We start from the raw sequence: 26,353 nt of genomic DNA on the forward strand, positions 1-26,353 counted from the left end.
GCGGCGCCGGCCGGCGGGCGTCAGACCAGGCAGTTGACGATCTCGGCCACCGAGCGGCGGCGGCCGGTGTAGAACGGGACCTCTTCGCGGACGTGCCGGCGGGCGCCGGAGGCGCGCAGGTCCCGCATCAGGTCGACGATCCGGTGCAGTTCGTCGGCCTCGAAGGCGAGCATCCACTCGTAGTCACCGAGCGCGAACGAGGCGACAGTGTTGGCCCGCACGTCCGGGTAGCCGCGGGCCATCTTCCCGTGCTCGGCCAGCATCTCGCGCCGCTCGGCGTCGGGCAGCAGGTACCACTCGTACGAGCGGACGAACGGGTACACGCAGATGTAGTGGCGGGCCTCCTCGCCGGCCAGGAACGCCGGGATGTGGCTCTTGTTGAACTCCGCCGGCCGGTGCAGGGCCATCTGCGACCACACCGGCGTCAGCGCCCGCCCCAGCGTGGTGCGACGCAACCGCAGGTACGCGTCCTGCAACGCGTCACTGGACGCGGAGTGCCACCAGATCATCACGTCCGCGTCGGCGCGCAGCCCGGAGACGTCGTACACGCCCCGGACCACCACGTCCTTGCCGGCCAGCTCCTCGAAGAGGGACTCGACCTCGCCGGTGACGTTGTCCCGCAGCGACGGCAGCGGTGCGCTGGCCCGGAACACGGACCACATGGTGTAGCGGATGCTGTCGTTCAGCTCCCGCAACCGGGCCGCGTTGGTCTGCTCGGTCATCTCGCCGATCCTCCCAGTGCTGTGATGATCTCCTCGGCCGCCGTCTCGCCGGAGCGGACGCAGACCGGGATACCGACGCCGTCGTAGCCGGCGCCGGCGAGGACGACTGTGGGGTGCGCGGCCCGCAACGCCGTCCGCGCGGCCGCGAGCCGGTCGGCGTGCCCCGGCGCGTACTGCGGCAGGGCCCCGCCCCACCGTTGCACATGCCCGTCGACCAGGGCGGGCAGTGCGGTGCCGAGCACCGCCGACAGCTCTCGGTGCACGGTGGCCGCCAGGTCCTCGTCGGGGCGCTGAAGCTGCGACTCCTCGCCGTACCGGCCCACCGAGGCGCGCACCACCGCCAACCCGTCCGGCCGGCGCAGGTGCCCCCACTTGGTGGTGAAGAACGTCGCCGCCTTGATCAGCAACCCCTCGGTGCTCGGCACCAGGAAGCCGGACAGCTCGGGCAGGCGCGGCTGCGGCAACGCCATGGTGACCAGCGCGACGCTCGCGTAGTCCAACGCGCCGACGCCCGCCGCCACCGCCGGCGCCGCCCCGGCGAGCAGCCGGGCGGCCGGTCGCGCCGGCACCGCCAGCACCACGGCGTCCACGTCCACCAGCTCCGGGTCCCGGGTCGGGCCGACGGTGAGCCGCCAACCGGTGCCGGTCGCTGTCAGCTCACGCACGGCGGCGTCGCGCCGTACCGTCGCGCCGCTGGCCGTCACCGCGGCCTCGACCAGGGTGCTCAGCCCGCCGACCAGGGTGCCGAAGACCGGGGCGCCGGGCACCCGCGGCGCGGCGGCCTGTGCGGCCCGGACCGCGCCGACCAGGGTGTGCTCCACCCGGGCCGTCCGGGCCAGCGCCGGCATCGTGGTGACCAGGGACAGATCGTCGGCGCGGCCCGCGTACACGCCGCCCAGCATCGGGTCGACCAGCCGATCGACCACCTCGTCCCCGAAGCGGGACCGGACCAGCGCACCGACCGAGACGTCCTCGTCCGGCCCGACCAGCGGCCGGCCACCGTCGGTGTCGGCGTCCGCGGCCGGGCGGGCGACGGTGGCCACCCGATCCAGATCCCCGGGTACGCCCACCAGGGTGCCGCCCGGGATGGGGCGCAGCCCTCCGTCGACGACCAGCGCGGCCTGCCCCACCGTGGGGTGCACGATCCTCTCGGCCAGCCCGAGCCGGCGGGCCAACGCCACCGCCGCGCTCTCGGCGCCCGTCGGGTCGCGCATCAGGAACGACTCCGCGCCGAACTCCACCGGCTGACCGGCCAGTTCCCCGGTACGCAGCTTGCCGCCCAGCGCGCCGGACTGCTCGTACACGGTGATCTCGGTGCCGGCCGGTGCGCGGTCGCGCAAGCGGACCGCGGCGGCCAGCCCGGCGATCCCGCCGCCGACCACCGCCACCCGCCAGGGCTGCCGCGTCACGTTTCTCAGCCCTGGTCGGCTCGGCGGCTGGACAGTTCGTGCACCAGCGCGACCACCCGGGTCAGCACCTCCGGATCGGTCTCCGGCAGCACCCCGTGGCCGAGGTTGAACACGTGCCCGGGGGCCGCCCGGCCCTGCTCCAGGATGCGGCGCACCTCGGCCTCCACGACCGGCCACGGCGCGAGCAGCACGCACGGGTCCAGGTTGCCCTGCACCGCCTTGTCCGGGCCGATCCGGCCGGTGGCCACGTCCAGCGGCGTCCGCCAGTCGACGCCGACCACGTCCGCGCCGGCCTCGCCCATCGCGCCGAGCAGCTCGGCGGTGCCCACCCCGAAGTGGATCCGCGGCACCCCGGCGGACGCCAACCCGCTCAGCACGGCTGTCGAGTGCGGCAACACGAAACGGCGGTAGTCGGCCTCGGAGAGCGCGCCGGCCCACGAGTCGAACAGCTGCACGGCGGACACCCCGGCCTCGATCTGCACCCGCAGGAACGCCAGCGTCACCTCGGCCAGCCGGGCGCAGAGCGCGTGCCACAGCTCGGGGTCGCCGTACATCAGGGCCTTGGTCTTCGCGTGGGTGCGCGACGGCCCGCCCTCGACCAGGTAGCTGGCCAGCGTGAACGGCGCGCCGGCGAACCCGATCAGCGGGGTGTCGCCCAGCTCGACCACCAACTGCCGGACGGCCTCGTCCACGTACGGGACGTCGTCGCGGGTGATCGGGCGGATCCGCTCCACGTCGGCGGCGGTGCGGATCGGCTCGGCGACGACCGGGCCGGTGCCCGGCACGATGTCCAGGTCGATCCCGGCCGCGGCGACGGGCACCACGATGTCGCTGAACAGGATGGCCGCGTCCACCCCGTGCCGGCGCACCGGCTGGAGGGTGATCTCGGTGACCAGCTCCGGACGACGGCAGGACTCCAGCATCGGCACGCTCGCCCGGATCTCCCGGTACTCCGGCAGGGAGCGGCCGGCCTGGCGCATGAACCAGACGGGCGTGTGCGGGCCGGGGCGGCGACGACAGGCCCGGATGAAGGGCGAGTCGGCTGGTCCGCCGGGGCGTGGGTCTCCGTCTCGGGCGACAGTGCCCGTGGTGTCCGTGCTCATCGCCGCAATCGTGCCACGCCCACCAGCCCCAACCGGGTGGGGGTGAGAGGAAGGGCACCGTTCCTTACCCCCGAACCGGCGTGGGGGCCCCTCGGTGAGCGTCGGCGCGCCGTCGAAGCGGCGGGCGGACGTCGGCATAGGCTGCCACCATGGCCCCCCCGATCGCGCTCCCGGAGACGTTCGCCCGCGCGGTCGCCGGGCTGCGGTCGGCCGCCCCCCGGCCGGAGATCACCCTGGAGGAGGTCGGCGCTCCCCAGCGGCTGGCCCCGTACGCGTTCGCGCTCTCCGCGACGGTGCTGCGCGACGACGACGAGGTGGCGACCGGTCGGCTGATCCTGCTGCACAACCCGGCCGGGCACGAGGCGTGGCAGGGCACCCTGCGGCTGGTCACCTACGTGACCGCCGAGTTGGAGGTCGACCTGGCCGCCGACCCGCTGCTGCCCGGGGTCGGCTGGACGTGGCTGACCGACGCGTTGGACGCCCAGGACGCCGGCCACCGCGCGATCGGCGGGACGGTGACGCAGACCATGTCGACCCGGTTCGGCGATCTTGCCGGGCCACCGACCATCGGTGACATCGAGATCCGCGCGTCCTGGACGCCGGTCGACGACGACCTGACCCCGCATCTGCTCGGCTGGTGCGCGCTGCTCGCCTCCACCGCCGGCCTCCCCCCGCCCGGTGTCACCGCCCTCTCCGACCGGCGTCCGGCCGGCGCGGCCTGATGGTCGGCATGCGGCTGGCAACTTTGCGGACACCTGGCCGACACACGCCGGACCGGCTGCACCCACCGGATCTCCGCGCGCACTAGGGTTGTCAGGTGACCGACGAACCACCCCTGCGCCGTCGGCCCACCGAGGAACTTCCGGGAAACGCGCCCCAGCACCCGCCGTCGGCCCAGCCGCAGCCGGCGGGCGAGGGGGCTGACCCGGCCGACGGTGGGCCAGTTCCGCTGACCGCCCCGCGTGACGGCACCCCCGATCCGGTGGCCGCCCCGGCCCAGCTCGCCGAGGTCGTGGCCCGCTTCGCGGCGGGCACCGGCCCGGTCGCCCTGGACGCCGAACGCGCTTCCGGCTACCGCTACAGCCAACGCGCGTACCTGGTGCAGCTGCGCCGGGCCGGTTCGGGCACGGCGCTGATCGACCCGCTGCCGCTGCCCGACCTCAGCGCGCTGGACGCGGTGATCGGTGAGGCCGAGTGGGTTCTGCACGCGGCCAGCCAGGATCTTCCCTGCCTGGCCGAGGTGGGGCTGCGCCCGCGCCGACTGTTCGACACCGAACTGGCGGCCCGGCTGGCCGGTTTCGAACGCGTCGGGCTGGCCGCGCTCACCGAGCAGCTGCTCGGGTTCACCCTGGAGAAGCACCACTCGGCGGCCGACTGGTCGAGCCGACCGCTGCCCGAGTCGTGGCTGACGTACGCCGCCCTCGACGTGGAGCTGCTCACCGACCTGCGGGACGCGCTCGACGCGGAGTTGACCCGGCAGGGCAAGTCGGCCTGGGCCGCGGAGGAGTTCGCCGCGCTGGTCCGCACCGGGGCCCGCCCGCCCCGGGTGCGCGCGGAGCCGTGGCGGCGCACCTCGGGCATCCACCGGCTGCGGGGGGCGCGGGCCCAGGCCCGGGTCCGCTCGATGTGGTACGCCCGGGACCAGATCGCGGCCCGGCGGGACGCCGCTCCCGGGCGGGTGTTGCCCGACTCGGCGATCATCGCCGCGGCGGAGCTGGACCCGAAGGACGAGAAGGCCCTGCTGACCCTGCCCGGCTTCGGTGGTCGGTCGGTCCGTCGGCTGGCCCGCACCTGGCTGGCCGCGCTCGACGACGCCCGGCAGCTGCCGGAGGATTCCCTGCCGGTCTCGCCGGCGGTGGAGGGCCCGCCTCCGCCGCACCGGTGGGCCGAACGGGACCCGGTGGCGGCGGGTCGGCTGGCCCGTTGCCGGGAGGTCGTGATCCGCATCGCCGGTGAGCACAACCTGCCGCCGGAGAACCTGATCACTCCGGACTCGATCCGCCGGTTGGCCTGGACCCCACCGGAGGAGATCACCCCGGAGTCGGTGGCGGAGACCCTGCGCGGCCTCAACGCCCGAGAATGGCAGATCAACCTCCTCACCCCCGACCTGACCGAAGCCCTGACCCCCACCCCCTAACCCCACCCCCACCCCCACCCCCACCCCCCCGAGCCCGGGTGATCATGAGGTTGACGGGCCTTTGGGAGATCCACAGCCCCGTCAACCTCATGATCGCCGGAGGCTGGACGGGCGGGGGTGGGGTGGGGTGGGGGGTCAGGGGTTAGGGATGTGGGGTGGGCCACAGGTGGGGGTGGCGACGGGTTGGTTACTGGCGAGTAGCATTCGAGGGAAACGTGCCCGTGTCGGCGACCCTTGTTCGGTCCGGCGCGCCCTCCCGGCGCGACGGCCGGATCATGGTCGATTAGGAGGCTCAAGTGCCCCGTGAAGTTCGCGACGTCGTCTTCGTCGACGGCGTCCGTACCCCGTTCGGCAAGGCGGGTGGCATGTACGCCAACACCCGCGCCGACGACCTGGTGATCCGCTGCATCCGGGAACTGCTGCGTCGCAACCCGCAGCTGCCCCCGGAGCGGGTCGAGGAGGTCGCCATCGCGGCCACCACCCAGATCGGCGACCAGGGCCTCACCATCGGCCGCACCGCCGCCCTGCTGGCCGGGCTGCCCAAGACCGTCCCCGGCTTCGCCATCGACCGGATGTGCGCCGGCGCGATGACCGCCGTCACCACCGTGGCCAGCGGCATCGCCATGGGCGCGTACGACATCGCCATCGCCGGTGGCGTGGAGCACATGGGCCGCCACCCGATGGGTGAGGGCGTCGACCCCAACCCGCGCATCGTCGCGGAGAAGCTCGTCGACCCGTCCGCGCTCGTCATGGGTGCCACCGCGGAGAACCTGCACGACCTGGTCCCGCACATCACCAAGGCACGCACCGACGCGTTCGCGCTCGCCTCGCAGCAGAAGACCGCCAAGGCGTACGCCAACGGCAAGCTCCAGGACGACCTGGTGCCGATGTCGATCCGCGACGCCGAGGGCGGCTGGGGTCTGGCCACCGTTGACGAGGCGCCCCGGGACACCTCGCTGGAGAAGCTGGGCACCCTGAAGACCCCGTTCCGCCCGCACGGCAAGGTCACCGCGGGCAACGCGGCCGGCCTCAACGACGGCGCCACCGCGAGTCTGCTGGCCGACGAGGCCACCGCCCGCGAGCTGGGGCTGCCGGTCGCCATGCGGCTGGTGTCGTTCGGGTTCGTCGGCGTCGAGCCCGAGGTGATGGGTGTCGGCCCGATCCCGTCGACGGAGAAGGCGCTGCGCCTGGCCGGGCTCAGCATCGACGACATCGGCCTGTTCGAGCTGAACGAGGCGTTCGCCGTGCAGGTGCTCGCCTTCCTCGACCACTTCGGCATCGCCGACGACGACGCGCGGGTCAACCAGTGGGGCGGCGCGATCGCCATCGGCCACCCCCTCGCCTCCTCCGGCGTGCGGCTGATGACGCAGCTGGCCCGCCAGTTCGCCGAGCACCCCGAGGTCCGCTACGGCCTCACCGCGATGTGCATCGGCATCGGCATGGGCGGCACTGTCATCTGGGAGAACCCGCACTGGACGGAGGGCAACAAGTGAGCACGCTCGCCGCACCGAACGAGGTCGTCACCCGGGCGCTGCTGCGCCAGGTGAACGTACCGGGGCTGGACCGGCCGGCCGCCCTGATCACGCTCGACAACGGCTTCGACCACACCAAGCCGAACACCTTCGGGCCGGGTGGGCTGGCCAGCCTGGACGAGGCGATCACCGCCGCGCTCGCCGCCGACCCGGCGTTCATCGCGGTCACCGGCAAGCCGTACATCTTCTGCGTGGGCGCGGACATCGTCGGCCTGCCGCAGCTCGCCGACCGCGCGCAGGCGCTGGAGATCGGCCGGCTCGGCCACCGGGTCTTCGCCCGGCTCAAGGACAGCACCGTTCCCACGTTCGCGTTCGTCAACGGCGCGGCGATGGGCGGCGGCCTGGAGCTGGCCCTGCACTGCCATTACCGGACGCTCTCCGGTGGTGCGGCGGCCCTGGCCCTGCCCGAGGTCTCCCTCGGTCTGGTGCCCGGCTGGGGCGGCACCCAGCTGCTGCCGAACCTGATCGGCATCCCCGCCGCCACCCAGGTGATCATCCAGAACCCGCTGATGCAGAACAAGATGCTCAAGCCGAAGCAGGCCGCCGAGCTGGGCATCGCGGACATCCTGTTGGAGCCGGCCGACTTCCTGGAGCGGTCCCTCGAATGGGCCGCCGGTGTGGTGCGCGGCCAGGTCACGGTGACCCGGCCCGAGGTCGACAAGGACATGTGGGCGGGCGTGCTCTACTTCGCCCGGGAGACGCTGAACCAGCGGCTGCACGGCGCGGTTCCGGCCGCGTACAAGGCGCTGGACCTGCTGGAGACGGCGAAGGACGGCGACTTCGCCGCCGGCACCGCCGCCGAGGACGAGGCCCTCGCGGACCTGGTCTTCTCCGAGGAGCTGCGCAGCGGCCTGTACGCCTTCGACCTGGTGCAGCGGCGGGCCAAGCGGCCGGCCGGCGCACCGGACAAGGGCCTGGCCCGCACGATCACCAAGGTCGGCATCGTCGGCGCCGGCCTGATGGCCAGCCAGCTGGCGCTGCTGTTCGCCCGCCGCCTCCAGGTGCCGGTGGTGATGACCGACCTCGACCAGTCCCGGGTGGACAAGGGCGTCGGCTACGTGCACACCCAGATCGAGAAGGCCGTCACCAAGGGCCGGATGGACAAGAACACCGCCGCCAAGCTGTACGGCCTGGTCAGCGGCACTGTCGACAAGAGCGCCTTCGCGGACGCCGACTTCGTCATCGAGGCGGTCTTCGAGGACCTGGGCGTCAAGAAGCAGGTCTGGGCCGAGCTGGAGAAGATCGTCTCTCCGGAGGCGGTGCTCGCCACCAACACCAGCTCGCTGTCGATCACCGAGATGGCCGCCGAGCTGGAGCACCCGGAACGGGTGGTCGGCTTCCACTTCTTCAACCCGGTGGCGGTGCTGCCGCTGCTGGAGATCGTCCGGGGTGAGCGCACCGACGACGCCACCCTCGCCACCGCGTTCGCGGTCGGCAAGCAGCTGAAGAAGTCCAGCGTGCTGGTCAAGGACGCCCCGGCGTTCGTGGTCAACCGGCTGCTCACCCGCTTCCTGGGCACCGTCTTCGCCGCCGTGGACGCCGGCACCCCGCTGGACGTGGCGAACAGCGCACTCGACCCGCTGGGCCTGCCGATGCGCCCGCTCGCCCTGCTCCAGCTGGTCGGGCCGGCCGTCGCGTACCACGTGGGCGGCACCCTGCACGCCGCGTACCCTGACCGGTTCGGGGTCAGCGAGAACCTCAAGCGGATCGCCGACTCGGGTCAGCCGATCGTCGTCGACGACCAGGTCAACGAGGACGTCGCCAAGCTGCTCGTGGTCGGTGACCAGCCGCTGACCGCAGAGCAGGTACGGCAGAACGCGCTCGACGCGCTCGCGCAGGAGATCCGGCTGATGCTGGACGAGGGTGTGGTCGCCGAGGCGCAGGACATCGACCTGTGCATGATCCTGGGCGCCGGTTGGCCGTTCCACCTGGGCGGCGTCACGCCGTACCTGGACCGGACCGGCACCTCCGAGCGGGTCACCGGGCAGCGGTTCCTGCCGCGCGGCGCGGCGAGCCTGCCGGCCTGACCGATCGCAGAAACACCGTCGCGGTGGTCGGACGTCCACGAAGGACAGTCCGACCACCGCGATTCGTCGCGCGGGTCGCGTGCGACCTGCTGAGGTTTAGATCTCCCGCTGCACGTGGTAGGCATATCCAACATCGGTGCACCGGTAGTTGGTGTCGTTGTTGACCCCTGACATTGCGGCCTGAGTGGAACAGGTGACCAGCCCGACAGGCGTGTGAGGGTAGCTCGACACAAAGACCCAGGCCGCCTGAGCAGGCGAGGCGACGGCCACCAGTGCGGCAGTCAAGGCCACGGAAGTGATTGCGGTCCGGACAACAGTCCTCTTCATACCAGTCCCCGATTCCTCAAGAGCAATCAACGCCAACCAAAAGTATTCGAAGGACGTCAATTGCCTGCAACGTGTTAACGGTGATGAATTTTTATCACGGTCCCTCGGGGCGGTCAAGCGTGCGATAGGCGATGGTGGTTACCTGACACATCGGAGCACGTCACAGCGCCATCAGGGACGGGGCAGCGGGATGACCCACGGCTGCGGTAGCATTCGACCTGACAGGGCTCGCCGCAACAATACTGTCCGCTCGGTTCGTGATGCATTTTCCCTGACCGCGAGGGTTGCAAGTGTTTGGATCTTACGCTAGCGCTAACGTTATTCTTCGCCGGCATAGCAGTTTAGTGTCGCGCACGAGGTGGTGGGATCCCTCATAGTGCATGCCCGACGGCCTACACAGCAATCCCGGCCCCCTGGTCGAGCTGTGGTCGATTCTGCCAACGCCGGTCTTCCATTGCAGGCAACTCTGAACTCGTTACCCCAGGGGCATAACCCGGCCTGATCAATCGGGTGTCGACCATTCGCTTCTCCCCTAAGCGGGCAAGCGCTCAGGCCGTAACTACCGGCGCCGCCGCTCCCCAAAGTTGGCTAGTGTCGTGAGTCGTTAATTCAGCGGAAGATAGCAGGCTGTCGGTAGCCACATACCGCGGCCGAATTAACGACTCAGGACACTAGAGAGCCGAGCCTGGCCCGCTCGGCGGTGAGGCGCGCTGCGGCGACGGGAACACCGAGAGCGTGCCGTTGGGCATCTGCGTCTGGGCCGACCGGGGCAGCCTGGGCATGGTGGTGATGTACGTCAAGTCCGCCGACCAGGCCAAGGCCGAGTTCACCGCGATCCGGGGCCAGGTCGAGCAACAGTCCTGAGCCGTACGAGACAGTGGGCCCCGGCCACCCCTGTGGTGACCGGGGCCCACGCCGTACGTCGACTGTCAGGCCGGTTCGGCGACCTCCGACGCGGCCAGCGCTGCCGCCGCGGCCCGCGCCGCTGCCGCCGCCGCCCGCTCGGCCGCGTTGCCGAGCACACAGAACTCGTTGCCCTCCGGGTCGGCGAGCACCACCCAGCCACCGCCGGTCGGGCTGACCCGGTCGGCGACGAGCGTCGCGCCGATGCCGAGCAGTCGCTCGACCTCCTCGGCGCGGGTCCGGTCGGCGGGTTGCAGGTCAAGGTGCAGCCGGTTCTTCACCGTCTTGCCCTCGGGCACGGCGATGAACAGCACCTCCGGGCCGCCCGGCGGCAGGAGCATCGCCTCCGGGTCACCGGGGAAGTCGTCGGGCTGCCGGGGGCAGTCGAACACCTGCGCCCAGAAGCCGGCCAGCGCGTACGTGTCGGAACAGTCGATGCTGATGTTGTGGATCGTCGAGCTCACTGGTGGTCCTCCACGGTGGTGGTGGCGACACGTTCGCCGGAGCTGCGGAGCACGCAGAACTCGTTCCCCTCCGGGTCGGCGAGCACCGCCCAGCCCGTTCCGTCGGCAAGCCGTCGGTCGGCGACCATCGTGGCCCCGAGGCCGAGCACCCGCTCGACTTCCTCGTCCCGGGTCCGGTCGACCGGTTCCAGGCAGATGTGGACCCGGTTCTTGGTCACCTTCTCCTCCGGCACCTCCTGGAAGAACAGGTGGGGGGTGGTGCCGCCCGGCGGCACCACTGCCGCCTCCGGATCACCGGGGGCGTCCTCGTCGTGCCGGGCGTAACCGAGCACCGCCGACCAGAAGCCGGCCAGGGCGTACGTGTCGTGACAATCGAAACTGATGTTGCGGATCCGTGGATACACGGGTGGTCCTCCATGGTCGGATGAGGACGCTCCGCCGCCCGGGGTCAGCCTGCGAAGACCAGGGGTGCGGAGCCTTGACTGGTGGACATCGACGCACCCCCCTTCACTCTCTGAGCTGACTCGGTGATCTTGCCAGCGGGTGAGCGTCGCGCGCAACCCCGTTCAGCCGGCGGCGGGCACCGCCGGGGTGTCCGCCGACGGCAACGTCACCGTCACCTCCAGACCACCGCCGGGCTGCGCGACCACCCGTACGGTGCCGCCGTGCGCGTCGCAGACCGCCCGGACGATGGACAGCCCCAGACCGGACCCGCGAGCGCCGGTGCGTTCCCGGCCACCGCGCCGGAACGGCTCGAACAGCCCCGGAACGTCGGCCTGGTCCACCTCGAAGCCGGTGTTGCCCACCACCAGCCAGGACCGTTCGCCGTCGGTGCCGGTGCGCACCCACAGCCGGCCGTGCAGGTGGTTGTAGCGGACCGCGTTCTCGATGAGGTTGCCGGCCAACCGGTCCAGCAGGCCGGGGTCGCCGACGACCGGTGCCGGCTTCAGCGACGTCTGCACCCGCAGGCCGATCCGTTCCACCTCGCGGCGCATCGCCGACAGGGCGTTGGCGGTGCCGGCGGCGAGGTCGCACTCGGTCCGCCGACCCAGCCGCCGACCGGCCTGTGCCTCGCTGCGCGCCAGCACCAGCAGCGCGTCCACCAGGCTGTTGGCCCGCTCGGAGGCGTCCCGGACCACAGTCGCCATCCGCCGGTACTCGGCGGCGTCCGCCTCGTCGTCACTGAGCGTCACGTCGATTTCGGTGCGCATCACGGCGAGCGGGGTACGCAGCTCGTGCGAGGCGTTCGCCACGAAACGTTTCTGCGCCTCGAACGCGGACGCGATCCGGTCCAGCATGTCGTCGAACGTCTTCGCCAGCTCGGCCACCTCGTCGTCGGCGCCCGAGTAGCCGATCCGCTGGTCCAGGGTCGCCTCACCGAGCCGCTGGGCGGTCGCGGTGACCTGGTGCAGGGGGCGCAGCGCCCGACCCGCCACCGCGTACGCCCCGGCCACCCCGACCACGCTGATCGCCAACAGCGCCACCAGGCCCTTGGCCAGCAGCTCCCCCGAGGCGGCGTCGACCAACTGCCGCTGCCACTCGCCGGCGTCCAACTCCCGGCCGTCGGAGAGCAGCACTGTCGTGCCGGGCACCAACTCGTCGGTGGGGCGCAGCGCGTCGCGGACCAGCAGCCACGCCAACAGCACCAGGATCGCTCCGGCGCCGATCAGCAGCACCCCGTTGAGCACTGTCAACCGCAACCGCAGGGTGGGCCGCAACCGGCGACTCACCGTGCCACCTCGGTTCGCGACTGCGGGGCTCGCACACCCGGCTCACTCCTCGCGCTCACAGATTCACCTCGGCGGTGCGGTAGCCGGCGCCGACCACCGTCTCGATCAGCGGCGGGTCGCCGAGCTTCTTGCGCAGGGTCATCACGGTGACCCGGACGATGGTGGTGAACGGGTCGGTGTTGGCGTCCCAGACCCGTTCCAGCAACTCCTCACTGGAGACCACCGCGCCGCGGGCCTTGAGCAGCTCACTGAGCACCCCGAACTCCTTGTTGGTGAGGTCCACCGGCACTCCGGCGCGGGTGGCCACCCGGCGGGCCGGGTCGAGCACCAGGTCGGCCAGTTCGAGCACCGGCGGCGCCGCCGGGGTCGCCCGCCGGCCCAGCGCCTGCACCCGGGCGACCAACTCGTCGAAGGCGAACGGCTTGGGCAGGTAGTCGTCCGCGCCGAGCTGCAACCCCTCCACCCGGTCGGCCACCGTGCCGCTCGCGGTGAGCATCAACACCCGGGTCAGCGCACCGGAGGCCGCCAGGTCCGCGCAGATCTGATCGCCGTGCACGCCGGGCAGGTCGCGGTCGAGCACCACCACGTCGTACCGGGTGACGAAAGCGGCCTCATGGCCGGCGTCGCCGTCGTACGCCACGTCGACGGCCATCCCCCGCTTGCGCAACCCGCGCGCGATCGCGTCGGCGAGGTTGCGCTCGTCCTCGACCACCAGTACCCGCATCCCGGCCTCCTCGCTGCTGACCACCGACAACCTAGTGCCGCCCGGCAACAATCGTCCCCCGCCGCGGGCACCGGTCGGCGTTGCGGGCCTCCGCCGCGTACGCGATGCTGGCCGGCGGCACCGAGCGACGGACGGACCTGGCATGACCACTGCGGCACCGACCATCCGGCGGGACATCGCCTACCGGGGTTTCCACCTGCCGGCCGACACGGCCACCGGCAGCGGCGACGGCCTGCGCGCCGGTGATCGGGGCCTCACCCTCGACGGCGGTGACCAGCGGGGCACCTGGACGTCGCCGCCGGTGCCGGTCGGCTTCGCCGTCGCCGAGGTGGTGCCGTCCTGGACGGCGGACACCCCGGACGGCTGTTGGATCGAGGTCGACCTGCGCGGTTGGCACGACGACGCGCCCAGCACCGACTGGTACCGGCTGGCCCGCTGGGCCGCCGGCGACCACACGGTACGGCGCACGTCGGTGCCCGGCCAGCGTGACAGCGTCGCCCGGGTCGACACCGACACCCTGATCGTCACCGGGGCGACGGTCACCGGTTGGCAGGCGCGGGTGACCTTGTGCCGGCCCGCCGGCAGCCCGACCGGCCCGGTGCTGCGCAGCGTCGGCGCGGTCGCCACCGGGCCGACCTCGACCGACCAGCGGCACGAGCGGGAACCCGCCTCGACCGCCGCGCGTGGGATCGTGCTGGACGTGCCCCGCTACTCGCAGCGGCTGCACGCCGGCCAGTACCCGCAGTGGGGTGGCGGCGGCGACTCCTGGTGCAGCCCCACCTGCACCTCGATGGTGCTCGCCTACTGGGGCGCGGAGCCGACACCGGACCACTACGCCTGGGTGCGGCCGTCCGGTCCCCGACCGGTGGTGGTGCACGCCGCCCGACACTGCTACGACCACGCGTACGCCGGGGCCGGGAACTGGCCGTTCAATACCGCGTACGCCGGCCTGCACGGGGTGGACGCGTTCGTCACCCGGCTGCGGTCGCTGGTCGAGGCGGAGGCGTTCATCGCCGCCGGCATCCCCCTGATCGTCTCCGCCGCGTTCCGGGCCGGCGAGGTGCCGGGGCTCGGGTACGACACCGGAGGGCACCTGATGGTGCTGGTCGGCTTCACCGCCGACGGTGATCCGGTGCTCAACGACCCGTACGCCCCGGACGACGACGCGGTCCGCCGTACGGTGCCTCGGCAGGGGTTCGAGGCGGTCTGGCAACGCGGCAGCGGCGGGGTGGCGTACGTGGTGCGACCCGCGTCGGTGCCCCTGCCCCCGTCGCCGGCCCAGGCCAACTGGTGATCAGTCGGTCAGTTTCCAGAGCTGGTACGAGCCGGGCGCGGCGACACTGCACACCAGGTAACCGGTGACCGCCTGACAGTCCCCGGTGGCACGGGGCAGCACGTCCACGACCCGCGTCTTCGCGGCGCCGACGTCCAACTCGCCGACGAGCACCCCACCGTCGGGATGCCGGCGGATGCCGACCAGCCGGCCGACACCGAGTTGGTACAGCTCCCACCGGCCCAGGTCGGCCAGCTGCCGGCCGGTCAGCGCGTCGAGCACGATGTACTGCTCCAGCGGCCCGATGCCGCTGATGTTGGCCATCAGCCGGCCGTCGGTCGGCCAGGCCCACCCCCACCGGCTGCTGCGCCAGCGCACCTCGCCGGTCGCCGGGTCGAGCGCCTGCAGCTCGTTGTTGCCGGTGCGCAGGCACAGGACGGGGCCACAGTCCAGCGTGAAGTCGACGTTGACCCGGGTGCGGGTCCAGCGTCGGTCGAGCCGGTCCAGTCCGTACGCGGTGACCGCGCCCGAGCCCCTGTCGACGGCCAGCAGCAGGTCGTTTATCAGGTCCAGTCCGATCGGACCACGGTCGGGCGGGCGCAGGTCGGCACGGGCCAGCACCGCCCCGGTGATCGCGTCGCGTACCTCGACCGGCCCGTCCAACTGGTTGAGCACCACCCGGTCCACTCCGCGCTCGTCGCCCCGCACTGTCACGTCGGCGGTGACGCCCGACAGCTGCCAGCGCACCGTGCCGCAGCACGGATCGATCGCGCGCACACTGGACGGTTCGGTCTCGCCGCCGCTGCGCAGCAGCAGGTTGCCGTCGGTCAGCTTGGTGACGGTACCCGGCTGCTGCCAGCGGTACGCCCCGGTCGCCCGGTCCAGGGCGATGGTGCGGGTCTCCCGACCCTCCGGGCCGATCTCGTACCCGGTGGTCAGCAGCATCCCGTTCAGCGACGTCATACCCCAGTACCGGGCCTCCGCCGACAGCGGCACCTGCCAGACCGGCTCGCCGTCGGGCAGCCGGTACGCGGCCAGCCGCCCCTGCCGCCTCGGGCTCGTCGGCTCCATCACCAGCAGAAGGTCTCCATCGATCATGACGTCGGATCCGGGCCTGGCCGGCAGCGTCACCGGGGCCGGGCGCGACGGCGTCACCGCGCCGGCGGCGAGCGTGACCAGGGCGAGCAGCACGACCAGCGCGCAGCGCAACGTGCGACCGTGGGCGCGGGGCGGGCGGGGCAGCGGGTCCGGGTCCGGGCCGTGCCGCAGCTCGCCGAGGTCGATCACCGAGTCGCTCACCGCGTCAACCTCCACAGGGCGGTTGTGCCGTCCAGGCGCTGGCAGAGCAGCACCGGCAGGGACGCCTGGCAGCTGCCGGCGATGCCGGGCAGCACGTCGACGATCCGCGCTCGGCCGGCCACCAGGTCGAGTTCGGCGACGACCATCCGACCGTCGTCGCCCCGCCGTACACCGACCAGCGGGTCGTCGGCGTCGAGCACGGGCATCAGGCTCCACCCGCCCAGCTCGGTCCGTACCTGCCCGGTCGCCGCGTCCCGCACCGCGTACCCCCGGCCGGGCACTGCCATCAGCAGCCGGCCGGACCGGACGTCGGCCAGCACGTCCTGGCCCGGTTCCGACCAGCGCACCGCGCCGGTGGCCGGATCGAGCACCTGGAGGCCGCCGGTCTGCGGGACCGCGCAGAGCAGACCGCCGCAGTCGAGCACGTGCGACACCAGCGTCACCTCGGCCGTCCACAGTGGCGCCAGGTCGGCCAGCGCGAAGCTCACCAGCCGGGTGCTGCCGGGCGGGACGAGCAGCAGCAGCTCGTTGACGACCTGCACCCGCTGGTACGCCGACCGGTCACCGGGCAGCGTGTCGATGCTGAGCAGCAGGTGGCCGCTGCCGGCGTCGTGCACCTGCACCTCGCCGGTCGGTTGCAGGAGCACGAAGCGGTCGACCTGGCCCGCCGGGTCGTGGTGGTAGGTGGGGTTGGCGGCCGGCGGAATCGGCACCGACCAGAGCACCCGGCCGGTGTCGGGCGCGACCCCGCTCACCGCGCCCGACCCGTCCTCCCGACCGTCGGTCAGCAGCAGCCCACCGTCCGCTGTCGGTTGCAGCGACCCCGGATGCTGCCAGCGTTGCCGGCCGGTCACGGCGTCGAAGGCGGTGGTCTGGAACACCCGGTTCGGGGCGCTGACCGCCGTGGCCAACACCAACCCCCGCTCGATGCGGACGTCAAGGTAGTCACCGGTGCGGGCCAGCGGCGCCTGCCACCGCCGTCGCACGGCGGCGCCGGCCGGTGCCGGCTGGGCGTACGCGCTCAGGTACCGGTCACCGTCGGGTATCGGCGGATCGACCACGAAGACGCTCTCCGCGGCCAGGTACGCCGTGGCCGTCCGGGACGCCGGCACCACACTCACCGTGCGCTGCGCCCACGGGGCGGCGGCGGCCAGCACCACCAGGCTGAGCAGCAGCACCGCCGCGCCGTGCAGCGGGCGAGCGGCGGCGCGCGGGCGGCGGACCGACGGTGCCGACGGGGGCTCGTCCCGAATCTCGCCCAGCTCGATGATCGACAACGACCGTCCTTCCGTCACCAGGTAAGGCTGGCCGACGGGTCACCGTCCGGCAAACCGACCGTCAGCGCACCGGCCCGGCAAAAGCGACGGAACCCCGCCTGTACGATGGCGCGTCGTGGCTGTGCCGGTGGTAGACCCTTCGCTGAATCCCCTGACCGACGCCGACCCGGCCGAGGTGGAGCCGACACGGCGGCCTCGGCGCCGTCCGGCCCGAACCGACCTGTTGGCCCTCGGAGCCTATGTGCTGCTGGGCGTCTTCGTCTGCCTCAACTACTGGGGTGACGTCAACGGCCGGGTCTCCTCGCACCTGCCCACCGATCACAGCTGGTTCGAGTGGTTGTTCGCGCACGGCGCGTACTCGGTGCGCCACCTGGAGAACCCGCTCTTCACGGCCCGGCAGAACGCCCCGGACGGGGTGAACATGATGGCCAACACCTCGCTGCTCGGGGTGACACTGCCGCTGGCCCCGCTGACCATGCTGCTCGGCCCCCAGGTGATGTACGCGCTCTATCTGGGTGCGGCGCTGGCGGCCACCGCCGGCACCGGGTACTGGATGCTCTCCCGCCACCTGGTGCGCTCCCGGGCGGCGGCGTTCGTCGGCGGCGCGTTCCTCGGCTTCGCGCCGGGCATCATCCACCACGCCAACGGCCAACCGAACTTCGTGTCCAATTTCCTGCTCCCGCTGATCGTGGTGCGGGTGCTAACCCTGGCCGAGCCGGGCCGGTGGCGGCGCAACGGGCTGGTGCTCGGGGCGCTGGTGGCGTACCAGATCTTCATCAACGAGGAGATGTTGCTGCTCACCGCGCTGGCCTGCCTGGTCATCGTGCTCGCGTACGCCGTGCAGCGGCCGCGGGCCACCCGGGCCGCCGCCGGCACGTTCCTGGCCGGGCTCGGTGTCGCCGGTGGGCTGGCCCTGGTGCTCACCGCGTATCCGATCTGGTTCCAGTTCAACGGCCCGCAGTCCTACCGGGGCCTGCAGGGCGGCGTGTTCCACAACTGGGGCGAGGACCTGGTCGCCTTCGTCACCTTCGCCCGGGACACCTGGGCCGGTAACCCGGAGGTGGAGAAGACCATCGGCCTGACCGAGCAGAACACCTGGTTCGGTTGGCCGCTGGTGCTGCTCTCGCTGGTGGCTCTGGTGCTGCTGGTGCGCCGGTCGCTGGCCGCGCGGATCGTCGCGGTGCTCATCGTGGTGTTCAGCGTGGCCGCGATCGGGCCGTGGGTGCGTTTCAACGGTGTGGAGACCGACATTCGCGGCCCGTGGTCGTACGTGTCGGACGACCTGCCGCTGGTCGAGATGATGATGCCGACCCGGTTGACGCTGGTGGTCGCCGCCGCGGTGGGCGTCCTGCTCGCGTTGACCTGGGACGCCGCGTACCGGCAGGGACGCCCGGTGGCCGACCGGCCGAGGGTGCCGGCCCAGCGCGCGGGCGACGCGGCCCCGGCGGCGTCCGCCGACGAGCCGGCCGCGCCGGTCGCCGCGCGCCGTCGGTGGCTGCGCCCGGTGGGGTACGCGGCGGTCGCCCTCGCCGTGCTGCCGCTCTTCCCCCGGCCGCTGCCCGCCCAGCAGATCGACCCGCCGCCGCACTTCATCAGCGCGGGCGGCTGGCGGCCGTACGTGCCGGCGGGCCGGACCCTGGTACCGGTGCCGATCCCCAGCAACGTGCACGGCCTGCCGACGCTGCGCTGGAGCGCGCTGACCGGGCAGGAGTTCCCTGTCCCGGGCGGCTACTTCATCGGCCCGAACGAGCTGGGCGAGGGGGTCTTCGGCGCGCCGAACCGACCGACCAGCTCGCTCATCTACTCCACCATGGACAAGGGCGCGGTTCCGGCGCTGACCGACGAGAACCGCCGCCAGGCCATCGAGGACCTGCGGTTCTGGCGGGCGTCGGTGGTGGTGCTCGGGGCACACCCGCGCGAGACAGTGCTCCGCGAGCTGGTCACCGGTCTGATCGGGCCGCCGCAGCGGGTCGACGACGTCTGGGTCTGGGACGTCCGCCCGCTGGTGGGTTAAACGCGCTCCCGCACGTCCCACACCCACCCGCCGTCGACCGGCCGACCCGGGCCGAGCAGGTCGTCGACAGTCCGGCGGACCGGGTCGCCGTGCTCCAGCTGACCGAGGACGACCACTGCCGCCCGCCAGTGCCGCAGGTCCTCGATGGCCTGTCGACGGTCGGCGTCGCTGAGCGGTGGCACCGCGCCGGTCTCGGCCACCCGGCGCAGCAGCACCGAGGTGGGCCGGTCCGGCGCGCCCCAGCGGGCCGTCGGGTCGTCCGGGCCACTGGGGCCGATGAAGTAGCCACCAGGCGCGGGGAACGCCAGACCGGTACGGGCCGACCAGAGCATCACCGGGCTGCGCCCGGCACCGGTGACCGGTGGCACCGCGACCACCGTCCGGCCGGGCGGCACCAGCGCACGCCAGTCGCCGTCGGCGACGAACGCCGGCACCGGCGCGACCGGCACCACCCGGATCGGCGTCGGCGCCAGGGGCAGCAGCGCGGCGGCCACCGCCCCGGCCCACAGCAGCCGTACCGGCAACCCCGGCGCGGTCGCCGGGTGCGCGGCGCGGACCCGGTCCACCGAGAGCGCCACCAGCACACCCAGCACCGGTACGCAGACCAGCGCGAACCGGGCCGGCACCGCGAGGTCGAGCAAAGGCAGCTCCGCGACCAGTCGGTACGGCCCCGGAAGGCCGGTGGCGTTGCCGTTCAATCGCACCGTCGTCCCGAGCGAGAGCAGGGCGAAGACCACGGCGCAGCCGGCCAACGCCCGGACCAGTGCCCGTCGCCACAACCAGATCACGATCACCACGGCGAGCACCAGCAGACCCGGGCCGAAGAACGAGTTCTCCTCGGTCGGGTTCGGCGAGAGCAGCCCCGGCAGCCAGTCGTCGCCCAGCACGGTCTGCCGGGCCGACGCGGTGAACGAGGCGACGTCCAGCTGGAAGCCCTGCGTGGCGAACGCCATCCCGGTGTAGTGCTGCGGACCGTGGAACTGGAACCACAACGGGTACGCCAGCGGAACCGCCGCCACGCCGGCCGCCACCGCGAGCCGACCGAAGAGGGCCGGCGCGTGCCGCCGCGCGGCAACCCGGTCGGCGAGCGCGTACGCCAGCGCGAAGACCCCGGCCGCGAGCACCAGGAAGACCAGCACCTCCTCGCCGATGAAGACCTGCCAGACGAGCAGCAACCCGAGGCCGACGCCGGGCCGCCACAGGTCGTCCCGTGCGACTCCCGAGGCGGGCCGGAACACCAGGGCGAGGATCGCCGGCACCAGGAACTGCGCGGCGATGTGCAGGTGGGCGCCCGCCTGAGCGACCATGCCCGGGGCGAAGCCGCAGATCAGCCCACCCACCGCAGCCGCGGCCCGGGTGCCGACCAGCCGACGGCGCAGCAGCACGTACCAGGCGACGGCCGTCCCCGCGAGGCAGCAGACGACCGCCACGCAGAACGCCACCTGCGAGCCGAGGAGCAGTGTGACCGGGGTGAGCGGGACGCCCAGGCCGAGCACCGAGGTGTTCGCCATCAGGTTCACCCCGTCGGGCGCGTTCAACCCCGTACTGAACAGCGGGTTCTCCCCCGCGACCACCGCATGGGCCGCGTGGGTCAACATCCACTCGAAGAGGATCTGGTCACCCGCCTGGTGGAACAACCGCCACGGGTGACCCCACTGCCCGCTGGTCACCACCACCGCGAGGCCCAGATAGCCGGCCACCACCAGCGCGTCCCGAAGCCAGGCCGGACGGGACGTGCCGACCGTCGCCGGCGACAGGGGGTTCGGGGACGTCGTCCCGGCGGTCATCAGACCGAACGGTCGCTGAGCGCCCGGACGTCCCAGACCCAGACATCCAGCTCCTGGCGGCCCGGGCCGACCAGCTCCTCGACCGTCCGCCGCAGCGGCTCGGCGTTCTGCTGCCGCACCGGCAGCACCAGGATCGCCGCCCGCCAGTGCCGCAACTCGTCGGTGAAGCGCCGACGCTGCCGGTCGTCGAGTTTGGGCGTACGCCCGGTGGTCGCCACCTCCTCCAGCATCTGGCCCACCCCGCTGGGGCGACCGCCGAACCGGCCCGGGTCACCGGTGTTGCCGTTGCGGGGCGCGAGGAAGTAACCGCCGGGGATCTTGAAGTCGAGGTTGGTGGCCGCCGCCCAGCGCATGCCGTGCGTGTTGCCCATGCTGGGCACCGGGATCGGCACCAGCGTCTGATCCGGCCCGACGTACGCCCGCCAACGATCGGCGGTGATGAAGTCCGGCACCGGGGGCCGGGAGACCATCCGCAGCGGCATCGGTGCGATCGGCAGCAGCGCGAAGGCCAGGCCCGCGGCGGTGAGCACGCGGACGGTACGGCGGTCGGCCGGGCGCAGCGCCCAGGCCCGCTCGACGGCGAGAGCGAGCAGCAGACCGATCACCACGCTGGTGATCAGACCGAACCGGGTCGGCACCACCGCGTCGAGCAGCGGCAGATGGACCAACCACTCCCACGGCCCGGTGATCAGCTCCCGGTCCCACCAGGAGACCCGCTCGCCGAGGGAGAGCACGGCGAAGAACAGGCCGGTCACCGCGAGCGCCCTGACGATCAGCTCCCGGCGCAGCCAGACCACGATGCCGATGGCGAGCATCGACAGGCTCCAGCCGAAGAAGGCGTTCTCCTCGGAGTAGTTCGGCGCCAGGTTGGCGTTGGCTCGCTGGTTGCCGCCGAGGGTAGGAGAACCGGGGGCGAAGAAGGCGGCGATGTCGTTGCCGTAGTCCTGCACCGCGTCGCTGAGCCCGTGGTAGGCCATCGGCCCGGCGAACTGCACGTAGAGCGGGTACGCCAGCAGCGCCCCGGCCAGCAGCGCGCAGGTCAGCACGCCGGCGCCCAGCGGCCGCCACGCCGCCCGCCACCGGGCCGGCTCCTGGGCGAGCACCGCCAGCAGGAAGACACCGCAGGCCAGAGCCGTGAAGAGCAGGATCTCCTCGTTGATGAACGCCTGGACGGTGACCAGCACGGCGAGCAGCGCCCCGTCCCGAACCGGCCTACCGGAGCGGGTGAGCACCAGCACCCGCCACACGATGAACGGCAGCAGGAACTGACTGATGATGTTCGGGTGCCAGCTGGCGTGCGAGAGCATCGCCGGCGAGAACCCGCAGAACCAGCCGCCGACCGCCGCCGCCAGCGGGGTGCGCACCAGGTGGCGGGAGAGCATGAGGTACCAGGCCATGGCGGTGCCGGCGAGGCCGAGCGTGACCAGCACCACGAAAGAGACCGCCGGTCCGAAGAGCAGCGTCACCGGGACCATCGGGATGCCCAGCGCCAGTACCGCCGTGTTGGCCATCAGGTTGACGCCGTCGGGGTAGTTGAACTGCTCGGTGTAGAACGGGTACTCGCCGTGCAGCACCACGCGTACCGAGTGGGCGAGGAAGAACTGCACCTGAGCCGGGTCACCGGTGTAGAGCGAGGCCACCCGGCCGGACGGGTCCAGCCAGATCCGGCTGGTCACCCAGAGCGCGGCCAGCAGAAACAGCCCGCCCACCGCCAGGTGCTGCCGCCGCCGGGTCCACCGCACCCGGGTCGACACCGCGCCACCGGCCGGCGCTTCGGGCTCGGCCGGAACTTCGGGCGCTGCCGGTGTTCCAGGCTCTGCCGGCGCCTCGGACTGTGCCGGCGCTTCGAGCGCTGCCGGCGCGTCGGGCTTTGCCGGTGTTTCGGGCGATGCCGGGGTCTGCGCCGGGTCCGTGGTGGGGGCGGTCAGTGCGGGCGGGCCGGTCAAGCGGCCGACAGGTGTGCGGTAACTCACCAGGTCGGCGGAGTCGGCTGCCGCCTCCGTGTGCGGCGCGGGCAGGGCGCGGGACTCGGCAGGCGTCACAGTCGGCGGAGTCTACCGGAGCAACCAAAACGCCCTAAAGCCCCGGTGGTGTCCATTGTGGCGGATCGGGTGACGGCCACCTGAGGAACCGCACCGGACATCTCGTACTATGGCGCTTTCCGACAGCGACGGCGAGGCGATCGGGGGCGGGCCAGGTGACTCCAGGCCGTCGGTACGGCAGGACGCTTCCCGTCCTGCTGAGCGCGCTGCTGGCAAGCACGGCCTGTGGTCCGGTGGCCGAGCGGAAGCCGCAGGACCTGCGGGTCGGGTACGACAGCCTGGACGGCGCGCTGACGGTGTGGCCGCCCCGCGGCGACCTCTCCGGCGACGCCGCGGCGACCGCGGCGGTCACCGCCGCCGTGCGGGACTGGCGCTCGCCGGCCGACGACCGCGCGCACCTGCCCTCGTCCGGCATCCTCTTCTCGGGTCGCGTCGACGGCGCCCCGGTGGCGCTGGTGGCCGCCGATGTGCCCGGCGAAAGCGCCTCCTGGCTGCTGCAACTGACTGGCGAAGGCGACCGGTACGAGGTCACCCGGGCCACCGAGTACACCGACCCCGGTTACCTCGTCTACTCCGACGTGCTGCCCGTGCAGACGACCGGCGGCCGGCGCTACCTGGTGTCGGCGCGGGTGCAGACCCTCCTCGGGCCGCAGGACCGGGCGTTGACCATCGCGGACGGCCTCAGCGCACCGGTCGACGTGCCGTCCTGCACTGCCGTCGGCGTGACCGCGACCCTGCGCACCACGGAGTCGCTGCCCCGTGGGCGGGCCGCCGACCGACTGCTCGACCTGGGCACCGGCACCGTCGATCCCCGTTACCCGCTGGTCCGCGACGAGTCCGGCACCGGCCGGCGGGCGCTCACCGGTCTGGACACCTGCGCGCTGGCCGGCGACCGGGGCCCGTTTGGCAGCATCCCGCGCCGGGTCGGCGACCGGGACGCCCCACGCTCGGTGCCGACCTCCTGGCCGATGGCGAAGCTCACCGTGCGCTCGCTCGGCGAAATCGCACTCGGCGGCGGCGAGGCGGCCGAGTTGCAGCAGCTCAGCTGGGACACTGACGCCGGCGCGATGACGGCGGTGATCTACCGACCGGCCGACGGGAGCGCAGCGGTCGTCTCACCCGCCGACCGGGCCACCCCGTTGCAGGCCTACCAACTGCCGGTGCCCGGCCAGCCGCTGGTGGTGTTGAGCTGGCGGCCCACCCGGGACAGCTCGCTGTCCGTCCCGCCGGGCACTCCCCTGCTGGTCGACCGCCCCGGCCTGGCGGTCATCCCGACCCCGTCGCGCTCCCAGACCTACAGCCTCGCCAACAACGACAAAACCCACTACCGCTCAATCTCCCCCCGCTAACCCCACCCCACCCCCCCACCCCGCCTCCCCCACCCCCTCGCCCCCTCTCCCGCCCCGCGATCTTGCACTTTCTGCGGCGACAAATCGGGGCTCAAGGGGCATTACGTCAACCGAAAGTGCAAGATCGGCGAGCAGGACGAGGGTGGGTAGACGCGACGGCGGGCGCCCCGTGCGGGGCGCCCGTCGTCGCGTGCGGGTCAGTTCTGTGCGGCCGCGTCGCTGGCGGTGAGGCGGTCCGGGGTCGCGTCCAGGCTGGAGATCCAGCCGGTGACGTCGCGGGCCACGTCCTGGGCGGTCAGGCCCAGGTCGGCGAGGATCTGCGCGCGGGTGCCGTGCGGGTGCCACCCGGCCGGCACACCCAGGTCCTTGAGCGGCACCCGGACGTCGGCGTCCCGCATCGCCTGGGCGAGCGCGTCACCCACACCGCCGACCCGGACACCGTCCTCGACGCTGACCACGAGCCGGTGGCGGGCGGCCAGGTCGACCAGCTCCGCCGGGACCGGACGCACCCAGCGCGGGTCGACGACGGTGACCCCGTAGCCCTGCTCGGCGACCCGGGCGGCCACCTCCATGCCCAGTTGGCCGAAGGAGCCGACGGCGACGAGCAGCACGTCGGTACGGGCGGACTCGGCCAGCACGTCGACCGGGCCGACCCGGCGCAGCGCCGGCAGGTCCGCGGCGACGGTGCCGGTCGGGAACCGCACCACTGTCGGGCCGTCGTCGACGGCCAGCGCCTCGCGCAGCTCCTCGCGCAGGGTGGCGGCGTCGCGGGGTGCGGCGATCCGCAGCCCCGGCACCACACCGAAGACCGACATGTCCCAGATGCCGTAGTGGCTGGGGCCGTCCGGGCCGGTGATGCCCGCCCGGTCCAGCACGAAGGTCACCGGCAGCTTGTGCATCGCCACGTCCAGCAGGACCTGGTCGAAGGCGCGGTTGAGGAAGGTGGCGTAGACAGCGACCACCGGGTGCAGCCCGCCGAGCGCCAACCCGGCCGCCGAGGTGGCGGCGTGCTGCTCGGCGATGCCCACGTCGTACACCCGCTCGGGGTACTTGCGGGCCAGCTTGGCGATGCCGGTCGGCTCGGCCATCGCGGCGGTGATGCCCACCACGTCCGGACGCTCGTCGGCGACGGCGAGCAGCTCGTCGGCGAAGACGTGCGTCCACTTCACGGCCGGGGCGGCCAGCAGCGCGCCGGTCTCCACGTCGAAGGCGCCGCCGGGGCCGTGCAGGCAGTCCGCCTCGTCCTCCTCGGCCGGGCGGTAGCCGTACCCCTTGCGGGTGACGGCGTGCACGATCACCGGGCCGCCGAAGTTCTTGGCCGCGCGCAGCGCCGCCTCGACCGCCGCCACGTCGTGCCCGTCCACCGGGCCCACGTACTTGATGCCGAGGTCCTCGAACATGGCCTGCGGGGCGACCGCGTCCTTGATGCCCTTCTTGACGGCGTGCAGCACCTCGTACATGGGCTTGCCGACCAGCGGGGTGGAGCCGAGGGCGTCCTTGACGGTGTCGAGGACCTTCTCGTAGCCGGGGTTGAGGCGCAGTGAGGAGAGGTGGTCGGCCAGGCCGCCGATGGTCGGCGAGTACGACCGGCCGTTGTCGTTGACCACGATGACCAGCGAGTTGCCGGCGGTGGCGATGTTGTTCAGCGCCTCCCAGCACATGCCGCCGGTCAGGGCGCCGTCGCCGACCACCGCCACCACGCTGCGCGCCTCGCCCCGCAGGGCGTACGCCTTGGCCAGGCCGTCGGCGTAGGAGAGCGCGGTGGAGGCGTGCGAGTTCTCGATGAGGTCGTGCTCGCTCTCGGCCTGGCTGGGGTAGCCGGAGAGGCCACCGCGCTGGCGGAGCTTGTCGAAGCCGGCCTGACGCCCGGTAATGATCTTGTGTACGTACGCCTGGTGGCCGGTGTCGAACAGGAGCCGGTCCCGGGGGGAGTCGAAGACGCGATGCATGGCGAGCGTCAGCTCGACCACACCGAGGTTGGGCCCGACGTGCCCGCCGGTACGGGACACCTTGGTGATCAGGAAGTCCCGGATCTCGGCGGCGAGGACGTCCAGCTCCTCGCCGGACATCCGCTTGACGTCCTGCGGACCGCGAACCGTCCCCAGCAGCCGGCCGTGGTTGGCCGTGTCCTCTTCAACACTCATGACCGGAGAGTCTATCGGCCGCCCGGTACTCCGCAGCTCGGCCCGAGCCCCGGCCACCCCGGCCGGGCGGGGAGTTGGCGGCTGAGCAAC

General features: G+C 72.6%; 20 protein-coding genes. 8 read left to right on the forward strand and 12 right to left on the reverse strand.

The window, feature by feature from the left end; genetic code table 11:
- Positions 1-20 precede the first annotated feature (20 nt).
- Genes hemQ through hemE form a run of 3 tightly spaced genes read right to left on the reverse strand, consistent with a single transcriptional unit; the run spans position 21 to position 3,234 of the window.
- Entirely contained in the window at positions 21-722 is a 702-nt protein-coding gene (hemQ, locus tag AB0C03_RS02570) for a hydrogen peroxide-dependent heme synthase (RefSeq protein ID WP_357633743.1), read from the reverse strand.
- Complete coding sequence (gene hemG / locus AB0C03_RS02575) at positions 719-2,131, reverse strand: protoporphyrinogen oxidase (RefSeq protein WP_357633746.1); 1,413 nt, start codon at positions 2,129-2,131, stop codon at positions 719-721. The genes hemQ and hemG overlap by 4 nt, the downstream gene beginning before the upstream one ends.
- A 5-nt stretch (positions 2,132-2,136) precedes the next feature.
- Positions 2,137-3,234: a uroporphyrinogen decarboxylase gene (gene hemE / locus AB0C03_RS02580; protein ID WP_210862286.1), complete on the reverse strand. Its 1,098-nt coding sequence runs from the start codon at positions 3,232-3,234 to the stop codon at positions 2,137-2,139.
- Positions 3,235-3,383: 149 nt separating this feature from the next.
- On the opposite strand from hemE, the gene AB0C03_RS02585 reads away from it, so the two are divergent.
- The 5 genes from AB0C03_RS02585 (at position 3,384) to AB0C03_RS02605 (ending at position 10,121) form a co-directional block, all read left to right on the forward strand.
- Positions 3,384-3,956 carry a DUF3000 domain-containing protein gene (locus tag AB0C03_RS02585; protein ID WP_030336243.1) on the forward strand — a complete coding sequence of 191 codons (573 nt, stop codon included), beginning with the start codon at positions 3,384-3,386 and terminating at the stop codon, positions 3,954-3,956.
- Between the two features lie 95 nt (positions 3,957-4,051).
- The gene (locus tag AB0C03_RS02590; RefSeq protein ID WP_357633751.1) at positions 4,052-5,371 is read left to right on the forward strand and encodes a ribonuclease D; all 1,320 of its coding nucleotides are present in this window, start codon (positions 4,052-4,054) and stop codon (positions 5,369-5,371) included.
- Between the two features lie 296 nt (positions 5,372-5,667).
- On the forward strand, positions 5,668-6,864 hold the full coding sequence (locus AB0C03_RS02595; protein WP_357633754.1) for a thiolase family protein: 1,197 nt from the start codon (positions 5,668-5,670) through the stop codon (positions 6,862-6,864).
- The gene (locus tag AB0C03_RS02600) at positions 6,861-8,930 is read left to right on the forward strand and encodes a 3-hydroxyacyl-CoA dehydrogenase NAD-binding domain-containing protein (RefSeq protein WP_357633756.1); all 2,070 of its coding nucleotides are present in this window, start codon (positions 6,861-6,863) and stop codon (positions 8,928-8,930) included. The genes AB0C03_RS02595 and AB0C03_RS02600 overlap by 4 nt, the downstream gene beginning before the upstream one ends.
- 1,062 nt (positions 8,931-9,992) lie before the next feature.
- Positions 9,993-10,121 (forward strand): hypothetical protein, encoded by a 129-nt coding sequence (locus tag AB0C03_RS02605; RefSeq protein WP_280940617.1) that lies wholly within the window; start codon positions 9,993-9,995, stop codon positions 10,119-10,121.
- Between the two features lie 65 nt (positions 10,122-10,186).
- Here AB0C03_RS02605 and AB0C03_RS02610 read toward each other — a convergent pair whose 3' ends face one another.
- The 4 genes from AB0C03_RS02610 to AB0C03_RS02625 form a co-directional block, all read right to left on the reverse strand.
- Positions 10,187-10,624: a VOC family protein gene (locus tag AB0C03_RS02610; protein ID WP_051708917.1), complete on the reverse strand. Its 438-nt coding sequence runs from the start codon at positions 10,622-10,624 to the stop codon at positions 10,187-10,189.
- On the reverse strand, positions 10,621-11,028 hold the full coding sequence (locus AB0C03_RS02615; RefSeq protein WP_030338115.1) for a VOC family protein: 408 nt from the start codon (positions 11,026-11,028) through the stop codon (positions 10,621-10,623). The genes AB0C03_RS02610 and AB0C03_RS02615 overlap by 4 nt, the downstream gene beginning before the upstream one ends.
- Before the next feature lie 162 nt (positions 11,029-11,190).
- Entirely contained in the window at positions 11,191-12,354 is a 1,164-nt protein-coding gene (locus AB0C03_RS02620; RefSeq protein WP_051708918.1) for a sensor histidine kinase, read from the reverse strand.
- A gap of 55 nt (positions 12,355-12,409) precedes the next feature.
- Positions 12,410-13,078 carry a response regulator transcription factor gene (locus AB0C03_RS02625; RefSeq protein WP_030338119.1) on the reverse strand — a complete coding sequence of 223 codons (669 nt, stop codon included), beginning with the start codon at positions 13,076-13,078 and terminating at the stop codon, positions 12,410-12,412.
- Positions 13,079-13,220: 142 nt separating this feature from the next.
- Here AB0C03_RS02625 and AB0C03_RS02630 point away from each other — a divergent pair, with 142 nt between their 5' ends.
- The gene (locus AB0C03_RS02630; RefSeq protein ID WP_357633762.1) at positions 13,221-14,372 is read left to right on the forward strand and encodes a C39 family peptidase; all 1,152 of its coding nucleotides are present in this window, start codon (positions 13,221-13,223) and stop codon (positions 14,370-14,372) included.
- Here AB0C03_RS02630 and AB0C03_RS02635 read toward each other — a convergent pair whose 3' ends face one another.
- Together AB0C03_RS02635 and AB0C03_RS02640 are read right to left on the reverse strand one after the other, a co-directional pair.
- On the reverse strand, positions 14,373-15,650 hold the full coding sequence (locus tag AB0C03_RS02635) for an outer membrane protein assembly factor BamB family protein (protein WP_357633765.1): 1,278 nt from the start codon (positions 15,648-15,650) through the stop codon (positions 14,373-14,375). It lies immediately after the preceding gene.
- On the reverse strand, positions 15,647-16,945 hold the full coding sequence (locus AB0C03_RS02640) for an outer membrane protein assembly factor BamB family protein (protein WP_357633768.1): 1,299 nt from the start codon (positions 16,943-16,945) through the stop codon (positions 15,647-15,649). The genes AB0C03_RS02635 and AB0C03_RS02640 overlap by 4 nt, the downstream gene beginning before the upstream one ends.
- Positions 16,946-17,048: 103 nt before the next feature.
- On the opposite strand from AB0C03_RS02640, the gene AB0C03_RS02645 reads away from it, so the two are divergent.
- Positions 17,049-18,941 carry a DUF6311 domain-containing protein gene (locus AB0C03_RS02645; protein ID WP_209444628.1) on the forward strand — a complete coding sequence of 631 codons (1,893 nt, stop codon included), beginning with the start codon at positions 17,049-17,051 and terminating at the stop codon, positions 18,939-18,941.
- Here the strand turns inward: AB0C03_RS02645 and AB0C03_RS02650 are convergent.
- Positions 18,938-20,728 carry a DUF6311 domain-containing protein gene (locus tag AB0C03_RS02650; protein WP_030338130.1) on the reverse strand — a complete coding sequence of 597 codons (1,791 nt, stop codon included), beginning with the start codon at positions 20,726-20,728 and terminating at the stop codon, positions 18,938-18,940. The two genes, AB0C03_RS02645 and AB0C03_RS02650, sit on opposite strands and share 4 nt — an antisense overlap.
- Complete coding sequence (locus AB0C03_RS02655; protein WP_081884248.1) at positions 20,728-22,656, reverse strand: DUF6311 domain-containing protein; 1,929 nt, start codon at positions 22,654-22,656, stop codon at positions 20,728-20,730. Before AB0C03_RS02655 ends, AB0C03_RS02650 begins: the two co-directional genes overlap by 1 nt.
- A 269-nt stretch (positions 22,657-22,925) precedes the next feature.
- On the opposite strand from AB0C03_RS02655, the gene AB0C03_RS02660 reads away from it, so the two are divergent.
- Entirely contained in the window at positions 22,926-24,119 is a 1,194-nt protein-coding gene (locus tag AB0C03_RS02660) for a hypothetical protein (protein WP_030338134.1), read from the forward strand.
- Between the two features lie 197 nt (positions 24,120-24,316).
- Here the strand turns inward: AB0C03_RS02660 and dxs are convergent, their stop codons facing one another.
- A complete protein-coding gene (gene dxs / locus AB0C03_RS02665; RefSeq protein WP_030337456.1) occupies positions 24,317-26,263 on the reverse strand; it encodes a 1-deoxy-D-xylulose-5-phosphate synthase in 1,947 nt (648 codons plus the stop codon).
- Positions 26,264-26,353 lie beyond the last annotated feature (90 nt).

It is taken from the genome of Micromonospora parva (genome assembly GCF_040649675.1).
Lineage (GTDB): Bacteria > Actinomycetota > Actinomycetes > Mycobacteriales > Micromonosporaceae > Micromonospora > Micromonospora parva.

Excerpts from the sequence above, each read along its gene's own strand:
- dxs (WP_030337456.1), bottom strand. The coding sequence starts at position 26,263 with ATGAGTGTTGAAGAGGACACGGCCAACCACGGCCGGCTGCTGGGGACG.
- hemQ (WP_357633743.1), bottom strand. The coding sequence starts at position 722 with ATGACCGAGCAGACCAACGCGGCCCGGTTGCGGGAGCTGAACGACAGC.
- AB0C03_RS02650 (WP_030338130.1), bottom strand. The coding sequence starts at position 20,728 with ATGACCGCCGGGACGACGTCCCCGAACCCCCTGTCGCCGGCGACGGTC.
- AB0C03_RS02630 (WP_357633762.1), top strand. The coding sequence starts at position 13,221 with ATGACCACTGCGGCACCGACCATCCGGCGGGACATCGCCTACCGGGGT.
- AB0C03_RS02625 (WP_030338119.1), bottom strand. The coding sequence starts at position 13,078 with ATGCGGGTACTGGTGGTCGAGGACGAGCGCAACCTCGCCGACGCGATC.
- AB0C03_RS02585 (WP_030336243.1), top strand. The coding sequence starts at position 3,384 with ATGGCCCCCCCGATCGCGCTCCCGGAGACGTTCGCCCGCGCGGTCGCC.
- hemE (WP_210862286.1), bottom strand. The coding sequence starts at position 3,234 with ATGAGCACGGACACCACGGGCACTGTCGCCCGAGACGGAGACCCACGC.